Here is a 23,800-nt window from a genome sequence, read left to right as displayed (position 1 = left end):
GGTCACGAGTGGGGACAGCCGAACCCCTGCCGATACGGCCGGTACGGCCGATACGGGTGCCGGTCGGGGAGGGATCCCAGCGGTGGACGAGCCGTACCGTCCGACGCCGGGTGCTGCTGGTCGTCCACAACGTCACCTCGGCCGGACGCCTCACGGACCTGCTGCCGCTCTTCCACGACGACTTCCGCGTCCAGCTGCTGGTCACGTCGACGGGATCCTCCGCGTTCCAGGGCGGGCTCCGGGAGCTCTTCGCCGACCTGGAACTTCCCGAGCTGCCGTGGGAACAGGCGCTTTCGACACCGGTCGACCTCGCGATCTCCGCCAGCTTCGGTGGCGAACTCGCCCAGATCCCGGGCAATTTGTCCGTGATGTCACACGGTGTCGGATACACTAAGAGGCTGCACGAGCCACGAGCCACGAGCCACGAGCCACGAGCCACGAGCCACGAGCCGACGTTCGGACTGTCGCCGGAGTGGCTTCTGGCCGAGGGCAAGCCGTTCGTCGACGGCCTCGTCCTGTCCCACCCGGAACAACGGGAGCGGCTGACCCGGGTATGTCCCGAGGCCGTGCCCTCCGCCGTACTCGCCGGCGACCCCTGCTTCGACCGCATGCTCGCCGGGCGCCCGTACCGGGACAGGTTCAGGCGCGCCCTGGGCGTACGCCGCGGGCAGCGGCTCGTCGTACTGAACTCCACCTGGAACCCTGAGGGCCTCTTCGGAAGCGGCGGAGGACAGGACGTCCTGCCCGGCCTGCTTCCCCGGCTCGCCGCCGAACTCCCCGCCGACGAGTACCGGCTGGCCGCCGTGCTCCACCCGAACGTCTGGCACGGCCACGGACCCGGCCAGATCCGGGCCTGGCTGGACCGGGCCCGTCGCGCCGGGCTGATCCTGATCGACCCCGTCCACGCCTGGCGGCAGGCGCTCCTCGCCGCGGACCTGGTCCTCGGGGACTTCGGAGCGGTGACCTACTACGCCGCCGCGCTCGGGACCCCCGTACTACTGGCGGCGGACGGGAAGGGGAAGCTCGACCCCGAGGCGCCGCTCGCGGAGTTCGTCCGGCACGCGCCGCGCCTCGATCCGAACGCCCCCCTGCGCCCCCAGATGGAGCGGGTCCTGAGCGCTCATCGTCCGGACGGCTCCGCCGCGGACTTCGTCACCTCGGACCCGGGCCGCTCGGCCATACTGCTGCGCCGGCACTTCTACAGGCTGATGGACCTCCCCGAGCCCGACGCTCCCGCGTCCCTGGAGCCGCTGCCGCTCCCTCCGTACGACCCCCCGAAGCTGACGGCTCCCCTGCACGTACGGACACGGGTCCGCGGACCCGAGATCGCGATCGAGCGTTCCGCGGAGCACCCCTACGACAGCTCCGGCACCTACGCGTCACACCTCGGCGTGCACGAGGACACCCGCCACCCCGGGGATCTGGAACTGGCGGATGTGATCACGCGTGACGGCCGGCCGGACGATCCGCGCCTGGGCGGTCCCGACCGGTGGACCGAGGACGTCCTGCGGCTCCATCCGCACTGCGCGGCAGCCGTGTACGTGACGGGGCCGGACACCTGCACCGTACGCACCCGGGAGCACGGCGTGTTCCGGCTGACCGGCGACGTCGGCGCCGGGGCGGACGCGGACCCGGCGGCGTACGCGTCGTCGCTGTACGTCTGGCTGGCGCACGGCGGGACGGTCCCGGAGCGAGGCGTCACACTCCGGATGCGTACGGCCGCCGGGACGCACCCGTTCACCGTCACCGCCTCGTCGGGTATTACCGGGTGCCGGCCTCACAACGCCGCCGCAGACCCGCCAGGTACGTCAGGTGCGGAGCCGCGGCAGGACTGAGCAGGGCCTCCGCCGCGGCGATCCTCGTCAGCGCCGCCGCGTCGTCACCGCTGTCGTGCAGCGTCTCCGCGAGGTCCGTCAGCGCACGGGCCTGGTTGTACGCCTCGCCCGGCCGCTCCCCGGTCCCGGCGAAGAAGTCCACGGCGCCCTCCAGTCGACGGCGGGCCTCGTCCAGCCGTCCCAGGCCGCGCAGCGCCCGGCCCTGGTGGCGCTCGGCGAGGGCCAGGGCTCGCGGCACGTCCGCCGCACCCTCCTGCCCCGGAGCGATCCTCCGGTAGATGTGCTCGGCTTCGACGAACCGCTCGAGCGCCTCCTCGTACAGCCACCGGTTCAGGCTCAACAGACCGAGCAGTTCCACGGACGACGCCTCACCCCGCAGGTGTTCCGCAGCTCGCTCGCACGCGACGGCGGCCCGCGCCGCACGGCCGGCCTGCTCCCAGCGGCCCAGTTCCCCCAGGCAGTGGGCCAGTTGGAAGTACAGCGCCCCGGCCGTCCGGGAGTCCGCGTCGTTCTCCTCGGCGCACCGCGTCGCATCGCGCAGCGCCGGAAGCACCTCGTCCCAGTACCCGGCCTTCAGCTGGAGCGGCCAGAGGGCGCGGGCCAGCCGCAGCGCGGTGGTGAACTGCCCGTGCTCCTCGGCCACGGACACGGCACGGACCACATTGGCCACCTCGGCCGCCAGCACCGCGACACCGTCGGACTCGTTCCGGCGAACGCCCGAGGGCTCCGGTGCCCGCTCCGTACGCCAGCTCTGCGGCAGGGCGGCGTCCGCCGCGTGCAGCACGCGCGTCAGAAGAGTGCCGAGCACCCGCCCCACCGCGTCCGAACACTCCTGGACGCCGTACTCCGACGCCGCGGCGTCGGCCAACTGACGCCTGACCTCGGGCCGGAAGCGATAGCGCGAGCCGGGCAGGGACTCCACCAGCCCCACGTCCGCGGCCTCGGCGAGCATCCGAGCCGCCCGCTCCTCGTCGTCGCCGAACCCCGCTGCGGCCGCGGCGAGTTCGGCGCTGACGGCCGGCCACCCGCCCAGCGCAGTGAGCCGGCAGAGCCGCACGGCCTCCGAACCGATCCGCAGGGAAGCGTGCCGCACGGTGCCACGCACCGGATCCTGCCGCCACGCCTCGGCCCCGGACCCCGGAGCGGCCACCTCCCCGGCCAGCAGACGCGCCTCGGTGTGGAGGGCGTACGCGTTGCCCTGGCAACGGTCGAGCAGCCCGGGCAACTGCGCCGAGACCCGCGCCGCGTGTTCCGGCCCCGCCACCTTCCGTACGAGCTTCTTCGCGTACCGGTCGCTCAACGGCGGCACGGCGACGCGCTCCGCCTCCAGAAGAAGGGGCGGGCCGGACACGACAACGAGCAGAAAGACATCGGGAGTTGCCGGTACGAGGCTGCGGACCTGGGCCAGTGAGGTGACATGGTCAACCACGACCAAGGCCTTACGCCCCACAGTGAGCCGCCGGTAGAGCCGCTCCCGCCCCGCCTCGGTGGTGGGCATCCGCTCGGGGTCGACGTCCATCTCGCGCAGCAACCGCGGCAGCACCGCGGCCGGTTCGGGCCCGTTCTCGCCGGCCGCGTCGCGCAGGTCGACATAGAACTGCCCGTCGGGAAACCGGTCACGGCATTCGGCTCCGAGCCGGAGCGCCACCGAGGTCGTACCGCTCCCGGGGGCTCCGGAGAGCAACGAGACGCGAGGCCGCCCGTCCCAAGGACGGGTCGCTTCCCGCGTCAACCGCTTCAACACCTTCTGCCGGTTGGTGAACGCCCACGGAGCAGGAGGCATGCCACCACCGGCCGGCGCCGCGTCCTGATCCGGCCCGCCCTCCATGAGAAGGGCCCACTCCCCGGCCTCCCGCGGATCACGACTCAGCCGCGCGTACACCCGCCCGGCCAGCGCCTGCCTGTCCTCCGCACCGGCAGGCAGAGGCGTCTCCCGCCCAAGCGCCCGTCTCACCAGAGCACCCGTCGACAGGGTCATCGCCTTGCCGATCTCCCCCGCGGCACCGTTCCCCACGCCCAACAGGAACGTGGTGAGCGCACTGAGCGCCACAACCTCCAACACGCCGGCCCCTCCCCCTGGTCCCCAATCCGACTCCGGCCCGGACTGTATCGCCGCGCCTCCGGATCAAGAAAACACCCGGACCTCCGTAACTTCCCTGCCTGGCGCGATACATGCGCCACTCTGACACTCCGCCAAGAACGCCGAATGGGCGTCACGAGCCTCGTCCCGACACCCTCGAGACAACACCCGCAACGCCCACAGCGCTTACAACGCGCTTCACGCGCACTCACAAAACCAGAGGTCAGGCGTCCTTCTTCACCGGCTCCAGGATCGCCACGCACTCCACGTGGTGCGTCATCGGGAAGAGGTCGAAGGCGCGGAGGGTGCGGACGCGGTAGCCGCGTTCGGCGAAGTAGGAGATGTCGCGGGCCAGGGCCGCCGGGTCGCAGGCGACGTAGGCGATGCGGCGGGCGCCGAGGCCGGCCAGGTGGTGGACGGTCTGCTTGCCCGCGCCGGCGCGGGGCGGGTCCAGGACGATGAGGTCGACCTCCGTGATGCCCGTGCGCGGGAGGACCGCCTCGACCTTGCCCTGCTCGATGCGGACGCGCGGGAACCCGGCCAGGTTGTGGCGGGCGTCCTCGACAGCGCGCTTGCCCGACTCGATGCCGAGGACCGCGCCCCGCTCGCCGACGCGGTCGGCGATGGCGCCCGCGAAGAGGCCGACGCCGCAGTAGAGGTCGAGGGCGCTGTCGCCCTTGCGGGGGGTGAGGCCCTGCATGACGGCGAGCATGAGGGTCTGGGCGGCCTGCGGGTGGACCTGCCAGAAGCCGCCGTTGCCGACGCGGTAGGTGCGCTCGTCGGCCCGCTCGCGGACGAAGGCGCGGCCGTGGACGCGGTGGACTCCGCCGTCCTTCTCGTCGACGCGGAGGACGGAGACCGGCTTGTCGAGTTCGACGAGCGGGAGGCGGCCGCCGGGCTTCGGGGTCAGGATGACCTGGCGGTCGTTCGAGCCGGACGCGGCGATGGCCTCGACCGTGGCCATGCCCTCCCAGGTGCGCTTCTCGATGCCGAGTTCCGAGACGCCCTCGGCGGCGATCATGCAGTGGTCGATGATCTCGACGTCGTGCGAGCGGTGCTTGCGGAGGCCCGCGTGGCCTTCGGCGTCGACCGCGTACTGGACGCGGGTGCGCCACTGCGGAACCTCGCCCGGCGGCAGCTTGTCGCCCTCGGCCGGCATGACGGTGCCGTCCCAGCCGGCCTCCTCTGGGGTGAGCCCGGCGAGCCGCAGGAGCTGCTCGGCGATGACCTCGCCCTTGAGCCGGCGCTGGGCGCCGGGCTTGGCGTGCTGCCAGTCGCAGCCGCCGCACTTGCCGGGGCCCGCGAAGGGGCAGGGGGCCTCGACGCGGTCCTTGGACGGGTCGAGGATCGTGACCGCGTCGGCGCGCAGGAAGCGGGAGGTCTCCTCGCCCTCGGTGACGCGGGCGACGATCTTCTCGCCGGGCAGTGCGTGGCGGACGAAGAGGACGCGGCCCTCTTCGGTGCGGGCGATGCAGTGCCCGCCGTGGGCCACCGGGCCGACCTCGACCTCGTACTCTTCCCCGACCAACGACGAAACAGGGGTGTTCTGCATGGCGGGGGGACTCCAAGAGGAAGTGACGGTGGGCCGTCGTCCGGATACTTCGGACGGCAGCCCACCAGTCTAGTTGTTCTTTTCCGGTTGTTCTTTGCAGCCGGTGTTCCTTGCGGCCTGTTCGGGACTAGGTGTTCTTTGTGGGCGATTCCTTCTGGCGCTTCTCCACCGGGCCGCGGCGCACCGAGCCCGGCGCGTTCCAGTCCTGGCGCTTCCTGGCCCGCTTCCTCGCGACCTCGGAGGACTGGAGCTGGTACGGGACGGAGGTCACCATGACGCCCGGGGTGAAGAGCAGCCTGCCCTTGAGCCGCAGGGCGCTCTGGTTGTGGAGCAGGTGCTCGTACCAGTGGCCGACGACGTACTCGGGGATGTAGACCGAGACGGCGTCGCGCGGGCTCTCGCGGCGGATGTTCTTGACGTACTCGATCACCGGGCGGGTGATCTCGCGGTACGGCGAGTCGAGGATCTTGAGCGGGACGTTGATGCCGCGCCGCTCCCACTCCTCCCTGAGCGCCTTCGTCTCGGCCGGGTCGACGTTGACGGTCAGCGCCTCCAGCTCGTTCGCGTGCATGAGCTTGGCGTAGGCCAGGGCGCGGAGGGTGGGCTTGTGGAGCTTGGAGACGAGGACGATGGAGCGGACCCGGGAGGGGCGCACGTACTCGTCGGGACGTTCCTCGGCGGCGGCGATCTCCGCGGAGACGGAGTCGTAGTGCCGGCGGATCGCGCTCATCGTCCCGTAGAAGATCACCATGCCGAGCAGGGCGACCCACGCGCCGTGGGTGAACTTGGTGGCGAGGACGACGACGAGGACGAGGCCGGTGAAGAAGGCGCCGAACGCGTTGATCGCGCGGGAGCGGAACATGTGGCGGCGCTTGGCCTGGTCCCTCTCCGTCTTCAGGTGCCGGTTCCAGTGCCGGACCATGCCGATCTGGCTCAGCGTGAAGGAGACGAAGACTCCGACGATGTAGAGCTGGATGAGCTTGGTCGAGTCGGCCCCGTAGACCCAGACGAGGAGCGCGGCGGCGCCCGCGAGGAGCACGATGCCGTTGGAGAAGGTGAGGCGGTCGCCGCGGGTGTGCAGCTGGCGCGGCAGGTACCGGTCCTGGGCGAGGATCGAGCCGAGGAGCGGGAAGCCGTTGTACGCGGTGTTGGCCGCCAGGAAGAGGACGAGCGCGGTGGCGGCGGCGAGCACGATGAAGAAGAACGTCCCGTCGCCGAAGACGGCGGCCGCGACCTGTGAGATGACCGGGTCCTGGACGTAGCCCTCGCCGACCGGCTCGCCGTTGAGCAGCAGGTCCTGGGCGGGCTTCTCGGCCATCCGCACGTCGGTGGCCATGGCCAGGAAGATGATGCCGCAGAACATGGTGACGGCCAGGCCGCCCATGAGGGCGAGCGTCGTGGCGGCGTTCCTGGACTTCGGCTTCCGGAAGGCGGGGACGCCGTTGGAGATCGCCTCGACGCCGGTGAGCGCGGCACAGCCGGAGGAGAAGGCGCGGAGCAGCAGGAAGACCAGTGCGAAACCGGCGAGTCCCTCGTGCTCGGGCTTGATCTCGAAGTCGGCGGTGGGGGCCTTCATGGTCTCGTCGAGGACGATCCCCTTGTACGCGCCCCAGGCGATCATGAGGAAGACGCCGGCGACGAAGACGTACGTCGGGATGGCGAAGAGGCTGCCCGACTCCTTCACCCCGCGCAGGTTCATCACCGTGAGCAGGACGATGACGGCGACCGCGCAGGCCACCTTGTGCTCGACGACGAACGGGATCGCGGATCCCAGGTTCTCGATGCCCGAGGAGATCGAGACGGCCACGGTGAGGACGTAGTCGACGAGCAGGGCGCTCGCGACGGTGAGTCCGGCCTTCGGCCCGAGGTTGGTGTTGGCGACCTCGTAGTCGCCGCCGCCGCTCGGGTACGCGTGCACGTTCTGGCGGTACGAGGCGACGACCGTGAACATCAGGACGACGACCGCGAGCGCGATCCACGGGCTGAAGTGGTAGGCCGACAGTCCCGCGACGGAGAGGACGAGCAGCACCTCGCCTGGCGCGTACGCCACCGAGGACAGCGGGTCGGAGGCGAAGACGGGGAGGGCGATCCGCTTCGGGAGAAGGGTTTCCCCGAGCTTGTCGCTGCGCAGGGCCCGCCCGATCAGGATCCGTTTGGGCACGTCGGTCAGTTTGGACACGGAGAGGATCGTAAGCGTTCGAAATCCGCCATGCTCACCGGCACCCCCGATCGGCACGGAATCTCCCTGAGTACCACCTCGGATGCGGTCCCCGCCAGCGTTCCCGCATAAGCTCGGACCGGGCAACCCGGCAGGGCGTTGCCCGCCGCGGCCCGGGCGGATCGGGCGAGGAAAGTTGTGGGCAGGGTGTTTTCGCAGGTCAGTAGGGCGATCAGGAGTGCGGGGTAAGGGGACGTGCACATCGTCATCATGGGCTGCGGGCGAGTGGGAGCCGCTCTCGCGCAGACCCTCGAACAGCAGGGGCACACCGTCGCGGTCGTCGACCAGGACCCGACGGCTTTCCGTCGGCTGGGGTCCGGTTTCGGCGGACGGCGCGTCACGGGTGTGGGCTTCGACCAGGACACGCTGCGCGAGGCCGGGATCGAGGACGCCGGTGCCTTCGCCGCGGTGAGCAGTGGCGACAACTCGAACATCATCGCGGCGCGGGTCGCGCGCGAGATGTTCGGCATCGAGAACGTGGCGGCGCGGATCTACGACCCCCGCCGTGCCGAGGTCTACCAGCGCCTCGGGATCCCGACGGTCGCGACGGTCCGCTGGACCGCCGACCAGATGCTGCGGCGGCTGCTGCCCTCCGGCGCGGAGCCGCTGTGGCGGGACCCGAGCGGCGGCGTGCAGCTCGCGGAGGTGCACACCTCCCCCGCGTGGATCGGCCACAAGGTGAGCCGTCTCCAGGAGGAGACCGGTGTCCGTGTCGCCTTCCTCACCCGACTGGGCGAAGCGATTCTGCCGACCTCGCAGACGGTGCTCCAGGAGGGTGACCTGGTGCACGTGATGATGCGTACGGACGACATCGCGAATGTCGAGGAGGCCTTCGCCGAGGGTCCTGAGGAGGGCGGTCACTGATGCGTGTCGCTATTGCGGGCGCGGGTGCGGTGGGCCGTTCCATCGCGGGCGAGCTCCTGGAGAACGGGCACGAGGTCCTGCTGATCGACAAGGCGCCGACCGCCATCTCGGTGGAGCGGGTGCCGCAGGCGGAGTGGCTGCTCGCCGACGCCTGTGAGATCACGTCCCTCGACGAGGCGGCGCTCCAGCGCTGCAATGTGGTGATCGCGGCGACCGGCGACGACAAGGTGAACCTGGTCGTCTCGCTCCTCGCCAAGACCGAGTACGGCGTGCCGCGGGTCGTCGCCCGGGTCAACAACCCGAAGAACGAGTGGCTGTTCAACGAGGCCTGGGGTGTGGACGTCGCCGTCTCGACGCCGCGCCTCATGTCGGCCCTGGTCGAGGAGGCGGTGAGCGTCGGCGACCTCGTCCGGCTGCTCCGCTTCAGCCACGGCGACGCGAACCTCGTCGAGCTGACGCTCCCGCCGGAGTCGGCCGTCGCCGGCACCTCGGTCGGGGACGTGGCTTGGCCCGAGGACACCTCGCTGGTGACGATCATCCGCGGTTCGCGGGTGCTGACGCCGAGCCCGGAGGAGACCCTGGAGGCCGGCGACGAGCTGCTGTTCGTGGCCGCGCAGGCCCGCGAGGAGCAGCTGGAGGACCTGTTGCAGGTCCGCCGCGACGCCAACGAGTCGTAGGACTCGCCTGATCTCTCCGTACGTCTGATCTGTACGGGAAGGGCCCGGAACCTGTCATCAGGTTCCGGGCCCTTCCCGTACAGGCACGAACGCGGTGGCGCTCAGGCCTCCGGCGTGCTCCGCGCGGCCGCCTTGCGCTCCTTCTCGGCGCGCTCCTCGGCCTCCATCTCGGCGAAGACGTCGATCGGCGGCGGCGCCTTCGCGAGGAACATCCAGGTGAGGTAGACCGCGAGCAGGAACGGCGGGATCTTCAGGGCGACCAGGACCCAGCCGAACTTGGTGGTGTCGGCCCACCAGTACATGGGGAAGAGGATCGCGCACTTGGCGAGCAGGATGAAGCCCCAGGCCAGGCTGGCCTTCGCGTACGCCTTCTTGCGGCCGGGGTTGCGGGTGCGCCAGGAGAGGTTCTCCTTGAACACCGGGCCGAGGATCAGGCCGATCAGCGGGACGCCCGCGACCGTGGTGACGATGTACGCGAGGGCGAGGCCCAGCGTGTAGAGCATGCCCGGCAGGTAGAAGTCCTTGGCGTTGCCCGTCATCATCGCGAAGACGACACCGAAGGCGACTCCGAAGACGCCGCTGAAGGCGTGCTTGACGGTGTCGCGGCGGATCAGCCGGACGGCGACCAGGACCAGCGAGACCGCGAGCGCGGCGATCGCCGAGATGTGCAGGTCCTTGTTGATCGTGAAGATCGTGACGAACAGCAGGCCGGGCACGACCGTCTCGATCATGCCCCGCAGGCCGCCGAAGGCCTCGAACAGCGCGGCCTCGGTGACCTCCTTCGAGGCCTGGGCGTCCTGAGGGGCCTGGGCGCCCTGATCCGTGGTCGGCTTGTCGAGGGACGTCACCGGCTACTCCTGTCCGAGCGGTCGGAGCTCGTATTTGGGGTTGAAGAGGACCCGCCGGCCGTGGCTCATGGAGATCCGGCCGGAGGCGATCAGCCTGCGGCCCGGTTCGATGCCCACGATGGAGCGGCGGCCCAGCCAGACGACGTCCAGCGGTGCCGTGCCGTCGAAGAGCTCGGCCTCCAGCGCGGGCACACCGGCCCTGGGACGCAGCGTGACCGTGCGCAAGGTACCAGTCACCTTGACTATCTGGCGGTCGGAGCAGTCACAGATGCGGGTGCACCCCGTGGCCTCGGCGTCCTCCTGGAGCTCCTCCGACTCCAGGTCCTCCGGGGTGGAGGAGAGCCGGTCGAGCATCCGGCGGAACCTACCGGCCGGCTTCTCTGTACGCGGTGCAGCACTCATACAGAAAGCGTACCGGCCTCTACTGCCACCAGGACCGGCTGTACACACGACGTTCGCTTCACCGTTCGAAGCGGTAGCCCATGCCCGGTTCGGTGACGAAATGGCGGGGGTGCGAGGGGTCGGCCTCCAGCTTGCGCCGCAGTTGCGCCATGTACACGCGGAGGTAGTTGGTCTCCGTGCCGTACGAGGGGCCCCAGACCTCCTGGAGCAGCTGCTTCTGGCTGACAAGCCGCCCGCCGTTGCGGACGAGGACCTCCAGGAGGTGCCACTCGGTGGGGGTGAGCCGGACGTCCCGGCCGTCGCGGTGGACCTTCTTCGCCGCCAGGTCGACGGTGAAGCCCTCGGTCTCGACGACCACCGTGCCGTCCTCGGCGCCGCCGACCGGCTCGGCGCGTCGCACGGCCGCGCGCAGCCGCGCGAGCAGCTCGTCCATGCCGAAGGGCTTGGTGACGTAGTCGTCGGCGCCGGCGTCGAGCGCCTCGACCTTCTCGTCGGAGGTCTGGCGGGCGGAGAGGACCAGGATCGGCACCCTCGTCCAGCCGCGCAGGCCCTTGATGACCTCGACGCCGTCCATGTCGGGCAGACCGAGGTCGAGGACGACGACGTCGGGGTGGCGCTCGGCGGCCAGCCGGAGGGCGGTGGCACCGTCGGGTGCGGCATCGACCTCGTACTTCCGCGCCTTGAGGTTGATCACCAGGGCGCGGACGATCTGTGGCTCGTCGTCGACCACGAGGACCCGGGTCATGGAGGGGGACCTACCTTCTTCGGTGCCCGTTGCGGGCGGCTTGGGTGAGACCGGTGACTCGATGTGTACGGAGCTGATGTGTACGAGGCTGATGTGTACGAGGCTGATGTGTACGAGGCTGATGTGTACGAGAGCGGGCGCTGTACGTGACCGGACGCGGGACGAGAGCCGCCGCGCCGCTCAGCTCACGGCATGCGCCGGAAGCTCCACGGCCGGTTCCGGGGGCCCGCCCCGCACGGCCCTGAGGGTGAGCACCATGGTGAGTCCGCCGCCCGGGGTGTCCTCGGCGGCGAGGGTCCCGCCCATGGCCTCGACGAAGCCGCGGGCGACCGCGAGGCCGAGCCCGACACCGGCACCGCGCGGGGCGTCGCCGAAGCGCTGGAACGGCTCGAAGATGCCGTCCTTGCTCTCGTCGGGCACTCCGGGGCCGCGGTCCACGACGCGCAGCTCGACGCGTTCTCCCAGGGTGCTGGCCGCGACCGAGACGGGTTCGCCGTCGGGGCTGTACTTGACGGCGTTCTCGACGATGTTGGCGACGGCCCGCTCCAGCAGGCCCTTGTCGACCTCGACCATCGGCAGGGTCTCGGGGATGTCGAGCTCGGCGCTGCCGTCGGGCACTCCCCCGAGGGCCATCGGGACGACCTCGTCGAGGTCCACGACGCGGATCAGCGGCGTGACCGTGCCGGTCTGGAGGCGGGACATGTCGAGGAGGTTCCCGACGAGGTGGTCGAGGCGGTCGGCGCCCGCCTCGATGCCTTCGAGGAGTTCGGCGCGGTCCTCCTCGGACCATTCGACGTCGTCGGAGCGGAGGGAGGTGACGGAGGCCTTGATGCTCGCGAGCGGGGTGCGCAGGTCGTGGCTGACGGCGGCGAGCAGGGACGTACGGATCTTGTTGCCCTCGGCCTGCTTCCTGGCCTCCTCGGCCTCGCCGACCAGCCGCTGCCGGTCCAGGACGACCGCCGCCTGCGCGGCGAACGCACCGAGGACCCGCCGGTCCTCGGCGGGCAGCACCCGGCCCGTCAGGGCAAGGGCCAGACGGTCGCCGACCGGCATGTCCACGTCCGCGTCCTCCGGCCGTGCGACCGGGTGGGGGCCCACGCTCGCCGCCCGGGTCCACGGCTCGATCTCGTCCGCCCGCTCCAGCAGGGTCACCGACTCCATCGAGAACGTCTCGCGGACCCGTTCGAGGAGTGCGTCCAGGCTGGTCTCGCCGCGCAGCACGCTGCCCGCGAGGTACGAGAGCACCTCGGACTCGGCGCGGAGCCGGGCCGCCTGATGGGTGCGCCGGGCCGCCAGGTCCACCACCGAGGCGACGGCCATCGCGACGCCGAGGAAGACGGCGAGGGCGACGATGTTCTTGGGGTCGGCGATGGTGATCCGGTGGACGGGCGGGGTGAAGAACCAGTTCAGGAGGAAGGAGCCGACCGCCGCCGACGCGAGCGCGGGCAGGAACCCGCCGAGCATCGCGGCGGCGACGGTGAGCGCGAGGAAGAGCAGCATGTCGTTGGCGAGGCCGAGGTCGGCGTCGACGTGGGTGAGGAGCAGGGCAAGGACCGCGGGTCCGCCGACGCCGACCAGCCAGCCGCCGAGGATCCGGGACCGGCCGAGCCGCGCCCCGCGCGCGACGGGCAGCCCCCGCCCCTTGGCGACCTCGCTGTGGGTGACGATGTGGACGTCGAGGTCGGGACCGGACTCGCGGGCCACGGTCTGGCCGACGCCGGGGCCGAACACGTACTGCCAGGTGCGGCGGCGGCTCGAGCCGAGGACGATCTGGGTGGCGTTGACCCCGCGGGCGAACTCCAGGAGCGCGGAGGGGACGTCGTCGCCGATGACGTGGTGGAACGTTCCGCCGAGGTCCTCGACGAGGGTCCGCTGGACGGCCAGTTCCTTCGGCGAGGCGGCGGTGAGACCGTCGCTGCGGGCGATGTAGACGGCGAGGACCTCGCCGCCCGCGCCCTTCTCGGCCAGCCGGGTGGCCCGCCGTATGAGCGTGCGGCCCTCGGGGCCGCCGGTCAGGCCCACGACGATGCGCTCACGGGCCTGCCAGGTGGAGCGGATGTTGTGCTCGCCGCGGTACTGCTGGAGGTACTCGTCGACGCGGTCGGCCGTCCACAGCAGCGCGAGCTCGCGCAGGGCGGTGAGGTTGCCGGGGCGGAAGTAGTTGGAGAGCGCCGCGTCGACCTTGTCGGACGTGTAGATGTTGCCGTGGGCCATGCGGCGGCGCAGGGCCTGGGGCGACATGTCGACCAGTTCGATCTGGTCGGCGCGGCGGACGATCTCGTCGGGGACGGTCTCGCGCTGCCGTACCCCGGTGATCGACTCGACGACGTCGCCCAGCGACTCCAGGTGCTGGATGTTGACCGTCGACACGACGTCGATGCCGGCCGAGAGGAGCTCGGCGACGTCCTGCCAGCGCTTGGGGTTCCGGGAGCCGGGGACGTTCGTGTGGGCGAGCTCGTCGACGAGGGCGACGGCCGGCTTCCTGGCCAGGACCGCGTCGACGTCCATCTCGGTGAAGGTGGCGCCCCGGTGGTCCAGGGTCCTGCGCGGAACCTGCTCCAGGCCGTGCAGCATCACCTCCGTACGCGGCCGCCCGTGGTGCTCCACGAAGGCGACGACGCAGTCCGTACCGCGCTCGATGCGGCGGTGTCCCTCGGAGAGCATCGCGTACGTCTTGCCGACGCCCGGCGCAGCGCCGAGGTAGATCCGAAGCTTGCCGCGTCCCATGGCACGACCATACGTCCAGCCAATCGGACATTCCGTACGCGGGCGGAGGTCACGGTGCGGTATTGACGTGATTCTGATGGCGGGACGGCGCCGTAGGAAGCCGCCCCGGTCCCTCAGTGCTCGATGATCTCGCCGTCGCTGAGCTCCAGGACCCGGTCCGCCAGGCCCAGGAGCTGGGGGTCGTGCGTGGCGACCAGGGCCGTGCAGCCCTCGCTGCGCACCACCGCGCGCAGCAGCTCCATGACGGCGAGCCCGGTCTCCGCGTCCAGCTGGCCGGTCGGTTCGTCGGCGATCAGCAGAGCCGGCTTGTTGGCGAGGGCGCGGGCGATGGCGACCCGCTGCTGCTGACCGCCGGAGAGCTCGCCGGGCCGCTGGGCCGCGTGGTCGGCGAGGCCCACGAGGGAGAGCATCAGCGCGACCCGCTCCTCGCGCTCCTTCGGGTCGGCCTTCCGCAGCCGGAGGGGTACGCCGACGTTCTCGGCGGCGGAGAGGATCGGGAGCAGCCCGAAGGACTGGAAGATGAAGCCGATCCGGTCGCGGCGCAGCTCCAGGAGCCCGTTCTCGCCGAGCGTGGAGAGGTCGGTGCCGTCGATGACGATCCGGCCCCCGTCCGCGCTGTCGAGGCCGCCCACGAGATTGAGCAGAGTCGTCTTGCCGGAGCCCGAGCGGCCCTTGAGGGCGACGAGCTCGCCGCGCGGGATGTCGAAGGAGACCCCGCGCAGGGCGTGGACGGCGGCCTCGCCCGTGCCGTACGAACGCCGGAGGTCCTCGACCCGGACCATCGGCAGGCCGGCCGGGTCCTCGGCGACGGCCGTTCCGGACCGCGTGCTGCTCTCACTCACCGTGTGCTCCCCCTCCTCGGACATGTGCGCCCGCCAGTATGGTCCGCCGCCGGGTCCCAGGGCCAGAGCCCGCGACCGTACGAAGGGGAAAACGGCCGGTGGGCCGCTTCCCGTACGTCTCGTACGGGAAGCGGCCCACCGCTCGTGTCTCGATCGCGGCTCAGCGGATCTCGGTGACCTCCGGGCCGCGCTGGAGCTGGCCCATGCCGCCGGAGAAGCGGGACTCCGCCTGCTCCTCCTGCTGGACACCGTCCGGCACCATCTGCGCGTCGTTCGGCAGCTTGAGGACGATCGGGTCGCGCGGGGCCATCGGGCCCTCGCCGCGGACGACCACGGTGTCCCGCACGATCTGCTCCAGGAGCCCGGCCGCGTCCGGCTGCACCGCGCCCTGCCCGGAGATCACTCCGCGCAGGAACCAGCGGGGTCCGTCGACGCCCACGAAGCGCACGAGCTGTACGCCGCGGTTGCCGTCCGGCAGCTGTACGGGGACCTGGGCCCGCAGCTCCCAGCCGAGGGGGCCCTCGACCTCGTCGATGACACCGCCCTGCTGGATGATGCCCGTGGCGATCTCGTCACGGACCTCGCCCCAGATGCCCTCGTTCTTGGGGGCGGCGAAAGCCTGCAGCTGCACGGCGCTGTCGCGCAGCACGACGGTGGCCGCGACGATCGCGTCGCCCGCCACCTCGACCCGCAGCTCCATGCCCTCGACTCCGGGCACGAAGACGCCCCCGAGGTCGACGCGGCCGTCCTCCGGCGTGGTGACCTCGGAGATGTCCCACGGTCCGTCGGGCCGGGGCGCCGGCGGAAGGTTCACCCGACGCGGCGCGTCGGCCGATGCCTCGCCGTCGCGGGACTCGACCTCCTCGACGACCTGCTCGGCCTCGCCCGCTGCGTCCTCAGCGGCACCGCTCTTCTTGCGACGTCCGAACACGTCACTGTCCTTCCCGGTCGGATACGACCGAAGCGTATCGATTCCCACCCGTTGAGCCGTCCACGGCGGCATGGCCGCCGGTGGACCCGAAGCCCCCCTCGGCCCGCGCCGAGCCGGGAAGCTCCGCCACCTCGTGGAAGCGAACCTTCTCGACCTGCTGGACGACCAGTTGGGCAATCCGGTCGAACCGCTCGAACCGCACGCTCTCGCGCGGGTCGAGATTGACCACGATCACTTTGATCTCTCCACGGTACCCGGCATCCACGGTCCCCGGGGCATTCACGAGTGCGACTCCGCAGCGGGCGGCCAGGCCGGAGCGCGGGTGCACGAAGGCCGCGTACCCGTCCGGCAGCGCGATGGAGACGCCGGTGGGCAGCACGGCGCGCTCCCCCGGGGCGAGGACGGCGGCCTCGGTGGTCACGAGGTCGGCGCCGGCGTCGCCGGGGTGCCCGTAGGCCGGGATCGGCACCTCCGGGTCCACTCGCCGGATCAGTACGTCGACAGGGTTGCGCATCAGGGGTTCACCTCGAAGGCGCGGGCGCGCCGGACCTGGTCGGGGTCGGACATGGCGGCCTGGATCTCCTCCGGGCGGCCGTTGTCGATGAAATGGTCGACCTTGACCTCTATGAAGAGTGCCTCGGCGCGGACGGCGACGGGGCCCTCGGGCCCGCCGATCCGGCCGACGGCGGTCGAGAAGATCTTGCGGCCGTGTACGGCGGTGACCGCGGCCTCCAGGTGGAGCACGGTGCCGACCGGGACGGGCCGGGCGAAGTCGGTCTCCAGTCTGCCGGTCACGGCGATGACCCGCAGCAGCCAGTTCAGGGAGCCGAGGGTCTCGTCGAGCGCGGTGGCGAGGACGCCGCCGTGCGCGAGGCCGGGGGCGCCCTGGTGGTCGGGGGTCACCGTGAACTCGGCGGTGACGGTCACGCCCTCGCCCGCCCGCGCCTCCAGGTGCAGGCCGTGGGGCTGCCCGCCGCCGCACCCGAAGCAGTGCTCGTAGTGCGAACCGAGCAGCTCGCCGGGGGCCGGGGCGTCGGGGTGGCGTACCGGCGGTATGGCGTCGGCCGGCGGGGTGAGGGCGGCAGATGTTGCAGTCACAGGCGCAGACCTTACCCGCGCGGCCGGGCGCGGGTCGCGCCGTGCCAAGCTTGGACGCATGCAGCCTTCCGTGCCGTCCCCCGCCCCCTCCTCCGAGCCTTCGCCCGTGTCGTCCGCCGAGTCGCCCACCGGGACGCCCGTCGCGTCGTCCCCGGTGACGGCCTCGGCGGCGACCGCGCCACGCTTCGACGAGCGGCTGACGGCGCCCCGCTCGTGGTGGGTCATCGCGGGCCTGCTCGGTCTCTCCGGCGGCCTGGTCATGTTCCCGCTGGGTACGGTCCCGACGCTGGGCGGTGTGATCGTGGCGGCGGTGCTCGCCGGCGCGGCGGTCTCCTCGTACGGCTCCGCCCGGGTCCGGGTGGTCGCCGGTTCGCTGGTCGCGGGCGACGCGCGGATCCCGGTCTCGGCGCTCGGGGCGGCCGAGGTGCTGGACGCGGAGGAGGCGCGCGCCTGGCGCACCCACAAGGCCGACCCGCGCGCCTTCATGCTGATGCGCAGCTATGTGCCGCGGGCGGTACGGGTCGAGGTCACGGACCCGGCGGACCCGACGCCCTACGTGTACCTGTCCAGCCGCGAGCCGGAGGCCCTGGTGGCCGCCCTGGAGTCCGTACGCGCCGAGTCCTGACCCCGCGGCCGCCGCCCCGGGCCGGGTCTTCTCGTCCGGCCCCGGCGGTGAGCGGCTGGGGTGTGTCCGGCGGATCGGGCGCTAGAAGCCGAGCTCCTTGGGGTTCTCGGGCTGGTCCAGTGGGGGCAGCTCGCGGAGGGCGTCCCAGGGGACCTGGCGGGCGCGCAGGTCCTTGCGGATGTGCGCGGCGAGCTTCTTGGTGTCGCGCCGGTTCATGACCGCGCCGACGGCGGCGCCGACCATGAAGGGCGTGAGGTTCGGCAGGTTGCGCACCATGCGCTTCATGATCTGCTGGCGCAGTTCGCGCTTGAGCTGCCCGCCGAGTGCCGCGTTGACGGTGGTGGGCTTGGAGGGGTCGATGCCCCGCTCCTCGGCCCAGGAGGTCAGATAGGCCGTCGAGCGCTGGGTGATCCGGCCCGGCGGCCGCAGTCCGTACACCTCGTGCAGTTCGGCGATGAGTTTGAGTTCCACGGCGGCGACGCCGGTGATCTCGGCCGCCAGTTCGGCCGGCATGGCCGGCGGTACGGGAAGCATGGCGGCGGCGCCGACGCCCGCGCCGACGGTCGAGCTCGCGTTCGCCGCGCCCGTGACGAGCTTGTCGGCGATCTCCTCGGGTCCGAGCCCGGGGAAGTGTTTGCGCAGGGTCGCCAGGTCGCGGACCGGGATCCGCGGGGCGAGATCGATCAGCCGGTCGGCCAGATGGCCGATGCCCGCCTTGGCACTGTCGCCGCCGCGCTTCACGCCGTCCTTGACGCTGCGCGCGACGCCGCGCCGGACGGCGTCGATCCGGTCGCTGTCGATCTTGATCTTGTCGAGCTGTGCCCGCGCGGGGTTGGCCAGCCGCCTGACGGCGTCCAGACGCCCCTGGCGCGCTTCGCCCCGGCCCTCGCTCCGCTCAGCGGGGAGCCGTGGCGCATCCGGCCCGGCGGCCGGCTCGACGCGCAAGCCGGTTACCGCCTCGATGTCCGCGACGACGGCTTCGAGCGAGGCCGAAGGGCCCCGCTCGTCGTCACGTGCACCGAGGGAGGGCAGGGAAGCGGCCTGCTCGGCGTCAGGGGCCGTCTGGGCACCCTCCGCCGGGCTCATGCCGCCCTTGTACGCCTCCGAGCTCCCAGGGAGCCGGAGACGCCGCTTCCGGGACGGTGTCTCGCCTGCCACGGCCGAGCGGTCTCAGTCGCAGTCGCGGCAGATCGGCTGGCCGTTCTTCTCGCGGGCCAGCTGGCTGCGGTGGTGCACGAGGAAGCAGCTCATGCACGTGAACTCGTCGGCCTGCTTGGGCAGGACCCGGACGGCCAGCTCTTCGTTCGAGAGGTCCGCGCCGGGAAGCTCCAGGCCTTCGGCGGCCTCGAACTCGTCGACATCGACGGTCGAGGTCGACTTGTCGTTCCGGCGGGCCTTCAGTTCTTCAAGGCTGTCCGAGTCGACGTCGTCGTCGGTCTTGCGTGGGGTGTCGTAATCCGTTGCCATGTCGCTCTCCCCCTCTGGGTAGTTGCGGTGTCTCCAGCGCACGTAACGCGTGAGAGGTCGGACTTGTGCCCGACCTGAGGCGGAGATTTTGCCTCACATCAAGGTCTGTTACTCAATCGACACCCGTCGAGCGCTCTCACGAGTGATCGGCTTGGGGTGGCGAACCGGACCGTACACGGTCCTGGGGGCGCCCTTCACAAGCGCCACCCCGTGTACTTCCCGTCATTCCGGGCCCCGGAAACCCGGACTTTTCCTGGTTTTCCGAGGGATTTCTCGGTCACGGAGAGTGGAGATCCGGACACCCTCTCCTGTGATCGATCACACATGAGCGTCTCAGAATCGGGGCCCGAGAATTCCGCGCAAAGCGAACGGAACCGGTCGGCTCGTGCAGTGTGTCAGATCGGCAGAGTGACACGCATCACGAGACCACCGCCCTCGCGGGGCTCCGCGATGATACGGCCGCCGTGGGCGCGCGCCACGGACCGCGCGATCGACAGGCCGAGACCGACTCCCTTGTCGCTTCCCGTGCGCTCCTGCCGGAGCCTCCGGAACGGCTCGAAGAGGTTGTCGATCTCGTACGCGGGGACCACCGGTCCCGTGTTCGAGACGACCAGGGCGGCCTGGCCGTGCTCGATCTCGGTGGTGACCTCCACCCAGCCTCCTTCCGGCACGTTGTACCGCACGGCGTTCTGGAGCAGGTTCAGCGCGATCCGCTCCAGCAGGACGCCGTTGCCCTGGACGACCGCGGGCTGGCGCTCGCCCCGGATCTCGACGCCCTTGGCCACGGCCTCCGCGTGCGTCTGGTCGACCGCCCGGGAGGCGACCTCGGCGAGGTCGACGGCCTTGCGCTCGATGATCTGATTGTCGCTCCTGGCGAGCAGCAGCAGGCCCTCGACGAGCTGCTCACTGCGCTCGTTGGTCGCGAGCAGGGTCTTGCCGAGCTGCTGGAGCTCCACCGGGGCCCCGGGGTCCGAGAGGTGGACCTCCAGGAGCGTGCGGTTGATCGCGAGCGGGGTCCGCAGCTCGTGCGAGGCGTTCGCGACGAAGCGCTGCTGGGCCGTGAAGGCCCGCTCCAGGCGCTCCAGCATCTCGTCGAAGGTGTCGGCGAGCTCCTTGAGCTCGTCGTCGGGGCCGTCCAGCTCGATCCGGCGGGCCAGGTCGGAACCGGCCACCTGGCGGGCGGTACGGGTGATCCGGCCCAGCGGGGAGAGCACCCGTCCCGCCATGGCGTAGCCGAAGGCGAAGGCGATGATGCTCAGGCCGAGCAGGGCGAAGAGCGAGCGGCGCAGGAGGTCTTCCAGGGCCCGGTCGCTCTGATAGCGCAGACAGACCGACACGGCGTCGTTGAACTGCTTGCCACTGCCCTGGACGGGCAGCTCGCACCAGGACGTGGTGGGCTTCACCTTGCCCTGGACGATCTCGAACGGCAGTTTGGCCGCGCTCTCCCCCAGCGTCTGCGCCGTGAAGAGGTAGATGATCGAGAGCAGCAGGATGCCGGCGATCAGGAACATCCCGCCGTACAGCAGCGTGAGCCGTATCCGGATGGTCGGGCGCAGGAGCGGCCGGACCGGGTCCCTGGGGTCCCAGGTCGGCTTCGGCGGCGCCTGGGGGTGCGGCACTGAGGTGGTGGGCATCGGGTCAGATCCGGTACCCGGAGCCGGGCACGGTGACGATGACCGGGGGCTCGCCGAGCTTGCGGCGCAGGGTCATGACGGTGACGCGCACGACATTGGTGAAGGGGTCGGTGTTCTCGTCCCAGGCCTTCTCCAGGAGCTGCTCGGCCGAGACGACGGCGCCCTCGCTGCGCATGAGGACCTCCAGGACGGCGAACTCCTTCGGCGCGAGCTGGACCTCCTTGCCCTCGCGGAAGACCTCGCGGCGGTTCGGGTCGAGCTTGATGCCGGCGCGCTCCAGGACGGGCGGCAGCGGCACGGTGGTGCGCCGGCCGAGCGCACGCACGCGGGCGGTGAGCTCGGTGAAGGCGAAGGGCTTGGGAAGGTAGTCGTCCGCGCCGAGCTCCAGGCCCTCGACGCGGTCGCTGACGTCGCCGGACGCGGTGAGCATCAGCACGCGCGTGGGCATGCCGAGCTCGACGATCTTGCGGCAGACGTCGTCGCCGTGGACGAGCGGGAGGTCGCGGTCGAGGACGACGACGTCGTAGTCGTTCACCCCGATGCGCTCCAGCGCCGCGGCGCCGTCGTACACGACGTCGACGGCCATGGCCTCCCGGCGCAGTCCGGTGGCCACCGCATCGGCGAGCAGCTGCTCGTCCTCGACGACGAGTACACGCACGTCGTAGTCCTTCCCTCGAGCCGCGGTCCGAAGGCGGACCGGCTGAAACCTGAGCACTGACTGTGCGTGTCCATCCTGCCCCGAACGCGCGTAAACCGGCTGTAAGACGGATGTGCGAGACCCGGGGCGCGGGGGGTGGTGCGGAGGGGGCGCGAGGTGGGGCGCGTGACTCCTTCCGCGATGGCCCGCGAAGAATTCACCTGATTCACGGGCCAGTTGAGGTTTCTGTGAGGAAGGGGGTGGGGAGGACGTCTGCACACCCCGTGATCACGCCCTGTATGTGGCGCGCCACCTACCGCCTTCTGTCCCCCAGAGGCGACAGTGTGTGATCCATCCACCCTCGGCACACCCCCGTGCCACCGGACCCACGACGAGGGGGCGCACGATGGACGCTTTCACCGCAGGCCTGCTGCACCGGATCAGGGCCGCGCAAACCGACCTCACGCGTGCTCGTGAGACGGGCGACGACTTCCTCGCGGACGTCGAGCAGGCCGAGCTGGACGACCTGCACCGCCTGGCCGCCGAGCACGGCGTGGAGGTCTCCGCACCGGTCGTCTGACCGGCGCGGCCCGTACACGCGTCGAGGGCCCCGGAGCCGTACCGGCTCCGGGGCCCTCGCATGTCCGGTCTCGCTAGTCGTGCCAGGCGCCGAGCTCCTCCAGGAGCTCCTGGAGGGGCGCGAAGACGCCCGGGGAGGCCGCCAGGGTCAGCTCACCGGACTCCGGCTCGCCGGGTCGGCCACCGGTCAGCGCACCCGCCTCGCGGGCGATGAGCGCCCCCGCGGCGAGGTCCCAGGGGTTGAGTCCGCGCTCGTAGTACGCGTCGAGGCGGCCCGCCGCGACGTCGCAGAGGTCGATCGCGGCCGAACCGCCCCGGCGGATGTCGCGGACGCGCGGGATCACGCGCTGGGCGACGTCGGCCTGATGGGCGCGACGGGACTGCACGTATCCGAAGCCCGTGCCCACGAGGGCCTGGTCGAGCTCGGGCGACGGGCGGACGGCGAGGCGCCGCTCCCCCGCGTACGCGCCGCCGCCGAGGGCCGCCAGGTACGTCTCGCCGCGCATCGGCGCCTCGACCACGCCGACCACGGTCTCGCCGTCCCGCTCCGCGGCGATCGAGACCGCCCAGGTGGGCAGGCCGTAGAGGTAGTTCACGGTGCCGTCGAGCGGGTCGATCACCCAGCGGATCCCGCTCGTGCCGGGGCTCGACGCGCCCTCCTCGCCGAGGAAGCCGTCCTGCGGGCGGTGCTCGGCGAGGAAGCCGGTGATCAGCTTCTCGGCGGCGATGTCCATCTCGGTGACCACGTCGATGGGGCTCGACTTGGTCATCGCCACGGCCAGGTCGTCCGGCCTGCCGTCGCGCAGCAGCGCCCCGGCCCGCCGTGCGGCCTCCAGGCCGAGGTCCAGCAGTTCGGCGAGCAGCGGGTCGCTCACGTCGTTCACGCCGTTCAGGTCGGTCACTGGGGCTCCTTACGCGTACGGGCTGTCGGCACCGGCCGCCGCCGGCCGCTCCGCCCTGGCCGGGCAGCAACCGATCGGGCACAGGTCGTGGGAGGCGCCGAGAGCGCCCAGGGCACACCGCTCCACCCGGGTGCCCCGCTCGCCCGCGGCGCGCTCCAGGACGAGGTCGCGGACGGCCGCGGCGAAGCGCGGGTCGGCCCCGACGGTCGCCGAGCGCCGGACGGGCAGGCCGAGCTCGGCCGCCTTGGCCGTGGCCTCCGTGTCGAGGTCGTAGAGGACCTCCATGTGGTCGGAGACGAAGCCGATGGGGACCATCACGGCCGCGGGCGCCCCGGCGCCGTGCAGCTCCTCCAGGTGGTCGCAGATGTCGGGCTCCAGCCACGGGATGTGCGGTGCGCCGCTGCGGGACTGGTAGACGAGCTTCCAGGGGTGGGCGACGCCGGTCGCCTCACGGACCGCCTCGACGATCACCCGTGCCACGTCGAGGTGCTGCCGCACGTAGGCACCGCCCTCGCCGTGCTCGGAGACCGGCCCGGAGCTGTCGGCGGCGGAGTCGGGGATGGAGTGCGTGGTGAAGGCGAGGTGGGCACCGTCGCGCACGGACGGGTCGAGGTCCGCGAGGGAGGCGAGGACGCCCTCGACCATGGGCTCGACGAAGCCGGGGTGGTTGAAGTAGTGCCGGAGCTTGTCGACGCGGGGCAGCGGGAGCCCCTCCGCCTCCAGGGTGGCGAGCGCGTCGGCGAGGTTCTCGCGGTACTGGCGGCAGCCGGAGTAGGAGGCGTACGCGCTGGTGGTGAGGACGGCGATGTGGCGCCGGCCGTCGGTGATCATCTCGCGGAGGGTGTCGGTGAGGTACGGCGCCCAGTTCCGGTTTCCCCAGTGGACCGGGAGGCCGAGGCCGGCCTCCGCGAAGTCCGTCCGCAGCGCGTCGAGCAGCGCGCGGTTCTGGTCGTTGATCGGGCTGACGCCGCCGAAGAGGAAGTAGTGCTGCCCCACTTCCTTGAGCCGTTCCTTCGGAATGCCGCGGCCGCGCGTCACGTTCTCCAGGAACGGGACCACGTCGTCCGGGCCCTCGGGGCCGCCGAACGAGAGCAGCAGCAGGGCGTCGTACGGGGCGGGATCGTGCTGATCGGACAT

At 71.5% G+C, this 23,800-nt stretch carries 22 protein-coding genes; 5 read left to right on the top strand and 17 right to left on the bottom strand.

Translation table 11 applies throughout. The features are described 5' to 3' along the window. Window positions 1–110: 110 nt before the first annotated feature. Window positions 111–1,835, top strand: a complete 1,725-nt coding sequence (locus ACIBG6_RS27010; RefSeq protein ID WP_399225194.1) for a hypothetical protein — start codon at window positions 111–113, stop codon at window positions 1,833–1,835. Here ACIBG6_RS27010 and ACIBG6_RS27005 read toward each other — a convergent pair. The 3 genes from ACIBG6_RS27005 to ACIBG6_RS26995 all read right to left on the bottom strand — a co-directional run bounded on the left by ACIBG6_RS27005 (window position 1,762) and on the right by ACIBG6_RS26995 (window position 7,646). Further along, on the bottom strand, window positions 1,762–3,897 hold the full coding sequence (locus ACIBG6_RS27005; RefSeq protein ID WP_399225193.1) for an ATP-binding protein: 2,136 nt from the start codon (window positions 3,895–3,897) through the stop codon (window positions 1,762–1,764). The genes ACIBG6_RS27010 and ACIBG6_RS27005 overlap by 74 nt on opposite strands. Window positions 3,898–4,138: 241 nt before the next feature. Then, window positions 4,139–5,467, bottom strand: a complete 1,329-nt coding sequence (locus ACIBG6_RS27000; protein ID WP_399225192.1) for a class I SAM-dependent RNA methyltransferase — start codon at window positions 5,465–5,467, stop codon at window positions 4,139–4,141. Between the two features lie 127 nt (window positions 5,468–5,594). Then, window positions 5,595–7,646 carry an APC family permease gene (locus ACIBG6_RS26995; protein WP_399225190.1) on the bottom strand — a complete coding sequence of 684 codons (2,052 nt, stop codon included), beginning with the start codon at window positions 7,644–7,646 and terminating at the stop codon, window positions 5,595–5,597. Between the two features lie 234 nt (window positions 7,647–7,880). On the opposite strand from ACIBG6_RS26995, the gene ACIBG6_RS26990 reads away from it, so the two are divergent. Beyond that, window positions 7,881–8,549: a TrkA family potassium uptake protein gene (locus tag ACIBG6_RS26990; RefSeq protein ID WP_317599953.1), complete on the top strand. Its 669-nt coding sequence runs from the start codon at window positions 7,881–7,883 to the stop codon at window positions 8,547–8,549. Further along, window positions 8,549–9,226 carry a potassium channel family protein gene (locus ACIBG6_RS26985; RefSeq protein ID WP_399225187.1) on the top strand — a complete coding sequence of 226 codons (678 nt, stop codon included), beginning with the start codon at window positions 8,549–8,551 and terminating at the stop codon, window positions 9,224–9,226. The genes ACIBG6_RS26990 and ACIBG6_RS26985 overlap by 1 nt, the downstream gene beginning before the upstream one ends. A gap of 101 nt (window positions 9,227–9,327) precedes the next feature. Here ACIBG6_RS26985 and ACIBG6_RS26980 read toward each other — a convergent pair whose 3' ends face one another. From ACIBG6_RS26980 to ACIBG6_RS26945, 8 genes are all read right to left on the bottom strand, one after another. Beyond that, the gene (locus ACIBG6_RS26980; RefSeq protein WP_399225186.1) at window positions 9,328–10,074 is read right to left on the bottom strand and encodes a DUF3159 domain-containing protein; all 747 of its coding nucleotides are present in this window, start codon (window positions 10,072–10,074) and stop codon (window positions 9,328–9,330) included. Between the two features lie 3 nt (window positions 10,075–10,077). Next, entirely contained in the window at window positions 10,078–10,476 is a 399-nt protein-coding gene (locus ACIBG6_RS26975) for an OB-fold nucleic acid binding domain-containing protein (RefSeq protein WP_399225184.1), read from the bottom strand. Between the two features lie 58 nt (window positions 10,477–10,534). Continuing rightward, complete coding sequence (locus tag ACIBG6_RS26970; RefSeq protein ID WP_399225183.1) at window positions 10,535–11,221, bottom strand: response regulator; 687 nt, start codon at window positions 11,219–11,221, stop codon at window positions 10,535–10,537. Window positions 11,222–11,401: 180 nt separating this feature from the next. Continuing rightward, window positions 11,402–13,948, bottom strand: a complete 2,547-nt coding sequence (locus ACIBG6_RS26965) for a DUF4118 domain-containing protein (protein ID WP_399225182.1) — start codon at window positions 13,946–13,948, stop codon at window positions 11,402–11,404. Window positions 13,949–14,061: 113 nt separating this feature from the next. Beyond that, the gene (locus tag ACIBG6_RS26960; RefSeq protein ID WP_399225181.1) at window positions 14,062–14,814 is read right to left on the bottom strand and encodes an ABC transporter ATP-binding protein; all 753 of its coding nucleotides are present in this window, start codon (window positions 14,812–14,814) and stop codon (window positions 14,062–14,064) included. 136 nt (window positions 14,815–14,950) lie between these two features. After that, window positions 14,951–15,721 carry a DUF3710 domain-containing protein gene (locus ACIBG6_RS26955; RefSeq protein ID WP_399225180.1) on the bottom strand — a complete coding sequence of 257 codons (771 nt, stop codon included), beginning with the start codon at window positions 15,719–15,721 and terminating at the stop codon, window positions 14,951–14,953. A gap of 1 nt (window position 15,722) precedes the next feature. Then, window positions 15,723–16,235 carry a dUTP diphosphatase gene (dut, locus tag ACIBG6_RS26950; protein WP_024758522.1) on the bottom strand — a complete coding sequence of 171 codons (513 nt, stop codon included), beginning with the start codon at window positions 16,233–16,235 and terminating at the stop codon, window positions 15,723–15,725. Continuing rightward, window positions 16,235–16,819, bottom strand: coding sequence for a PaaI family thioesterase (locus ACIBG6_RS26945; RefSeq protein WP_399225179.1), 585 nt, complete (start codon window positions 16,817–16,819; stop codon window positions 16,235–16,237). The genes dut and ACIBG6_RS26945 overlap by 1 nt, the downstream gene beginning before the upstream one ends. A gap of 58 nt (window positions 16,820–16,877) precedes the next feature. Between ACIBG6_RS26945 and ACIBG6_RS26940 the strand changes: the two genes are divergently transcribed. Then, window positions 16,878–17,444, top strand: coding sequence for a DUF3093 domain-containing protein (locus tag ACIBG6_RS26940; RefSeq protein WP_399225178.1), 567 nt, complete (start codon window positions 16,878–16,880; stop codon window positions 17,442–17,444). Window positions 17,445–17,525: 81 nt separating this feature from the next. Here ACIBG6_RS26940 and ACIBG6_RS26935 read toward each other — a convergent pair whose 3' ends face one another. From ACIBG6_RS26935 to ACIBG6_RS26920, 4 genes are all read right to left on the bottom strand, one after another. Then, entirely contained in the window at window positions 17,526–18,602 is a 1,077-nt protein-coding gene (locus ACIBG6_RS26935) for a hypothetical protein (RefSeq protein ID WP_399225177.1), read from the bottom strand. A 12-nt stretch (window positions 18,603–18,614) separates the two neighbouring features. Then, window positions 18,615–18,911 carry a DUF4193 domain-containing protein gene (locus tag ACIBG6_RS26930; RefSeq protein ID WP_003955561.1) on the bottom strand — a complete coding sequence of 99 codons (297 nt, stop codon included), beginning with the start codon at window positions 18,909–18,911 and terminating at the stop codon, window positions 18,615–18,617. A gap of 395 nt (window positions 18,912–19,306) precedes the next feature. Further along, the gene (locus tag ACIBG6_RS26925) at window positions 19,307–20,545 is read right to left on the bottom strand and encodes a sensor histidine kinase (protein WP_399225176.1); all 1,239 of its coding nucleotides are present in this window, start codon (window positions 20,543–20,545) and stop codon (window positions 19,307–19,309) included. 4 nt (window positions 20,546–20,549) lie between these two features. Then, on the bottom strand, window positions 20,550–21,203 hold the full coding sequence (locus ACIBG6_RS26920; protein ID WP_024758527.1) for a response regulator transcription factor: 654 nt from the start codon (window positions 21,201–21,203) through the stop codon (window positions 20,550–20,552). A gap of 385 nt (window positions 21,204–21,588) precedes the next feature. On the opposite strand from ACIBG6_RS26920, the gene ACIBG6_RS26915 reads away from it, so the two are divergent. Further along, window positions 21,589–21,762 (top strand): hypothetical protein, encoded by a 174-nt coding sequence (locus ACIBG6_RS26915; RefSeq protein WP_317599935.1) that lies wholly within the window; start codon window positions 21,589–21,591, stop codon window positions 21,760–21,762. Between the two features lie 73 nt (window positions 21,763–21,835). Here ACIBG6_RS26915 and ACIBG6_RS26910 read toward each other — a convergent pair whose 3' ends face one another. Next, the gene (locus ACIBG6_RS26910) at window positions 21,836–22,636 is read right to left on the bottom strand and encodes an inositol monophosphatase family protein (protein ID WP_399225391.1); all 801 of its coding nucleotides are present in this window, start codon (window positions 22,634–22,636) and stop codon (window positions 21,836–21,838) included. Between the two features lie 36 nt (window positions 22,637–22,672). After that, window positions 22,673–23,800, bottom strand: coding sequence for a ferrochelatase (locus ACIBG6_RS26905; protein ID WP_399225175.1), 1,128 nt, complete (start codon window positions 23,798–23,800; stop codon window positions 22,673–22,675).

The organism is Streptomyces sp. NPDC050842, from assembly GCF_044456565.1.
Classification (GTDB): domain Bacteria; phylum Actinomycetota; class Actinomycetes; order Streptomycetales; family Streptomycetaceae; genus Streptomyces.
The sequence above is the reverse complement of the archived record's forward strand: the minus strand, read 5'-3'. Positions and strand labels throughout refer to the sequence as shown.

What these genes read in the sequence shown, in the direction of transcription:
- ACIBG6_RS26925 (WP_399225176.1), bottom strand. Translation starts at nt 20,545, where the DNA reads ATGCCCACCACCTCAGTGCCGCACCCCCAGGCGCCGCCGAAGCCGACC.
- dut (WP_024758522.1), bottom strand. Translation starts at nt 16,235, where the DNA reads ATGCGCAACCCTGTCGACGTACTGATCCGGCGAGTGGACCCGGAGGTG.
- ACIBG6_RS26915 (WP_317599935.1), top strand. Translation starts at nt 21,589, where the DNA reads ATGGACGCTTTCACCGCAGGCCTGCTGCACCGGATCAGGGCCGCGCAA.
- ACIBG6_RS27000 (WP_399225192.1), bottom strand. Translation starts at nt 5,467, where the DNA reads ATGCAGAACACCCCTGTTTCGTCGTTGGTCGGGGAAGAGTACGAGGTC.
- ACIBG6_RS26985 (WP_399225187.1), top strand. Translation starts at nt 8,549, where the DNA reads ATGCGTGTCGCTATTGCGGGCGCGGGTGCGGTGGGCCGTTCCATCGCG.
- ACIBG6_RS26975 (WP_399225184.1), bottom strand. Translation starts at nt 10,476, where the DNA reads ATGAGTGCTGCACCGCGTACAGAGAAGCCGGCCGGTAGGTTCCGCCGG.
- ACIBG6_RS26930 (WP_003955561.1), bottom strand. Translation starts at nt 18,911, where the DNA reads ATGGCAACGGATTACGACACCCCACGCAAGACCGACGACGACGTCGAC.
- ACIBG6_RS26970 (WP_399225183.1), bottom strand. Translation starts at nt 11,221, where the DNA reads ATGACCCGGGTCCTCGTGGTCGACGACGAGCCACAGATCGTCCGCGCC.
- ACIBG6_RS26940 (WP_399225178.1), top strand. Translation starts at nt 16,878, where the DNA reads ATGCAGCCTTCCGTGCCGTCCCCCGCCCCCTCCTCCGAGCCTTCGCCC.
- ACIBG6_RS26960 (WP_399225181.1), bottom strand. Translation starts at nt 14,814, where the DNA reads ATGTCCGAGGAGGGGGAGCACACGGTGAGTGAGAGCAGCACGCGGTCC.
- ACIBG6_RS26965 (WP_399225182.1), bottom strand. Translation starts at nt 13,948, where the DNA reads ATGGGACGCGGCAAGCTTCGGATCTACCTCGGCGCTGCGCCGGGCGTC.
- ACIBG6_RS26905 (WP_399225175.1), bottom strand. Translation starts at nt 23,800, where the DNA reads ATGTCCGATCAGCACGATCCCGCCCCGTACGACGCCCTGCTGCTGCTC.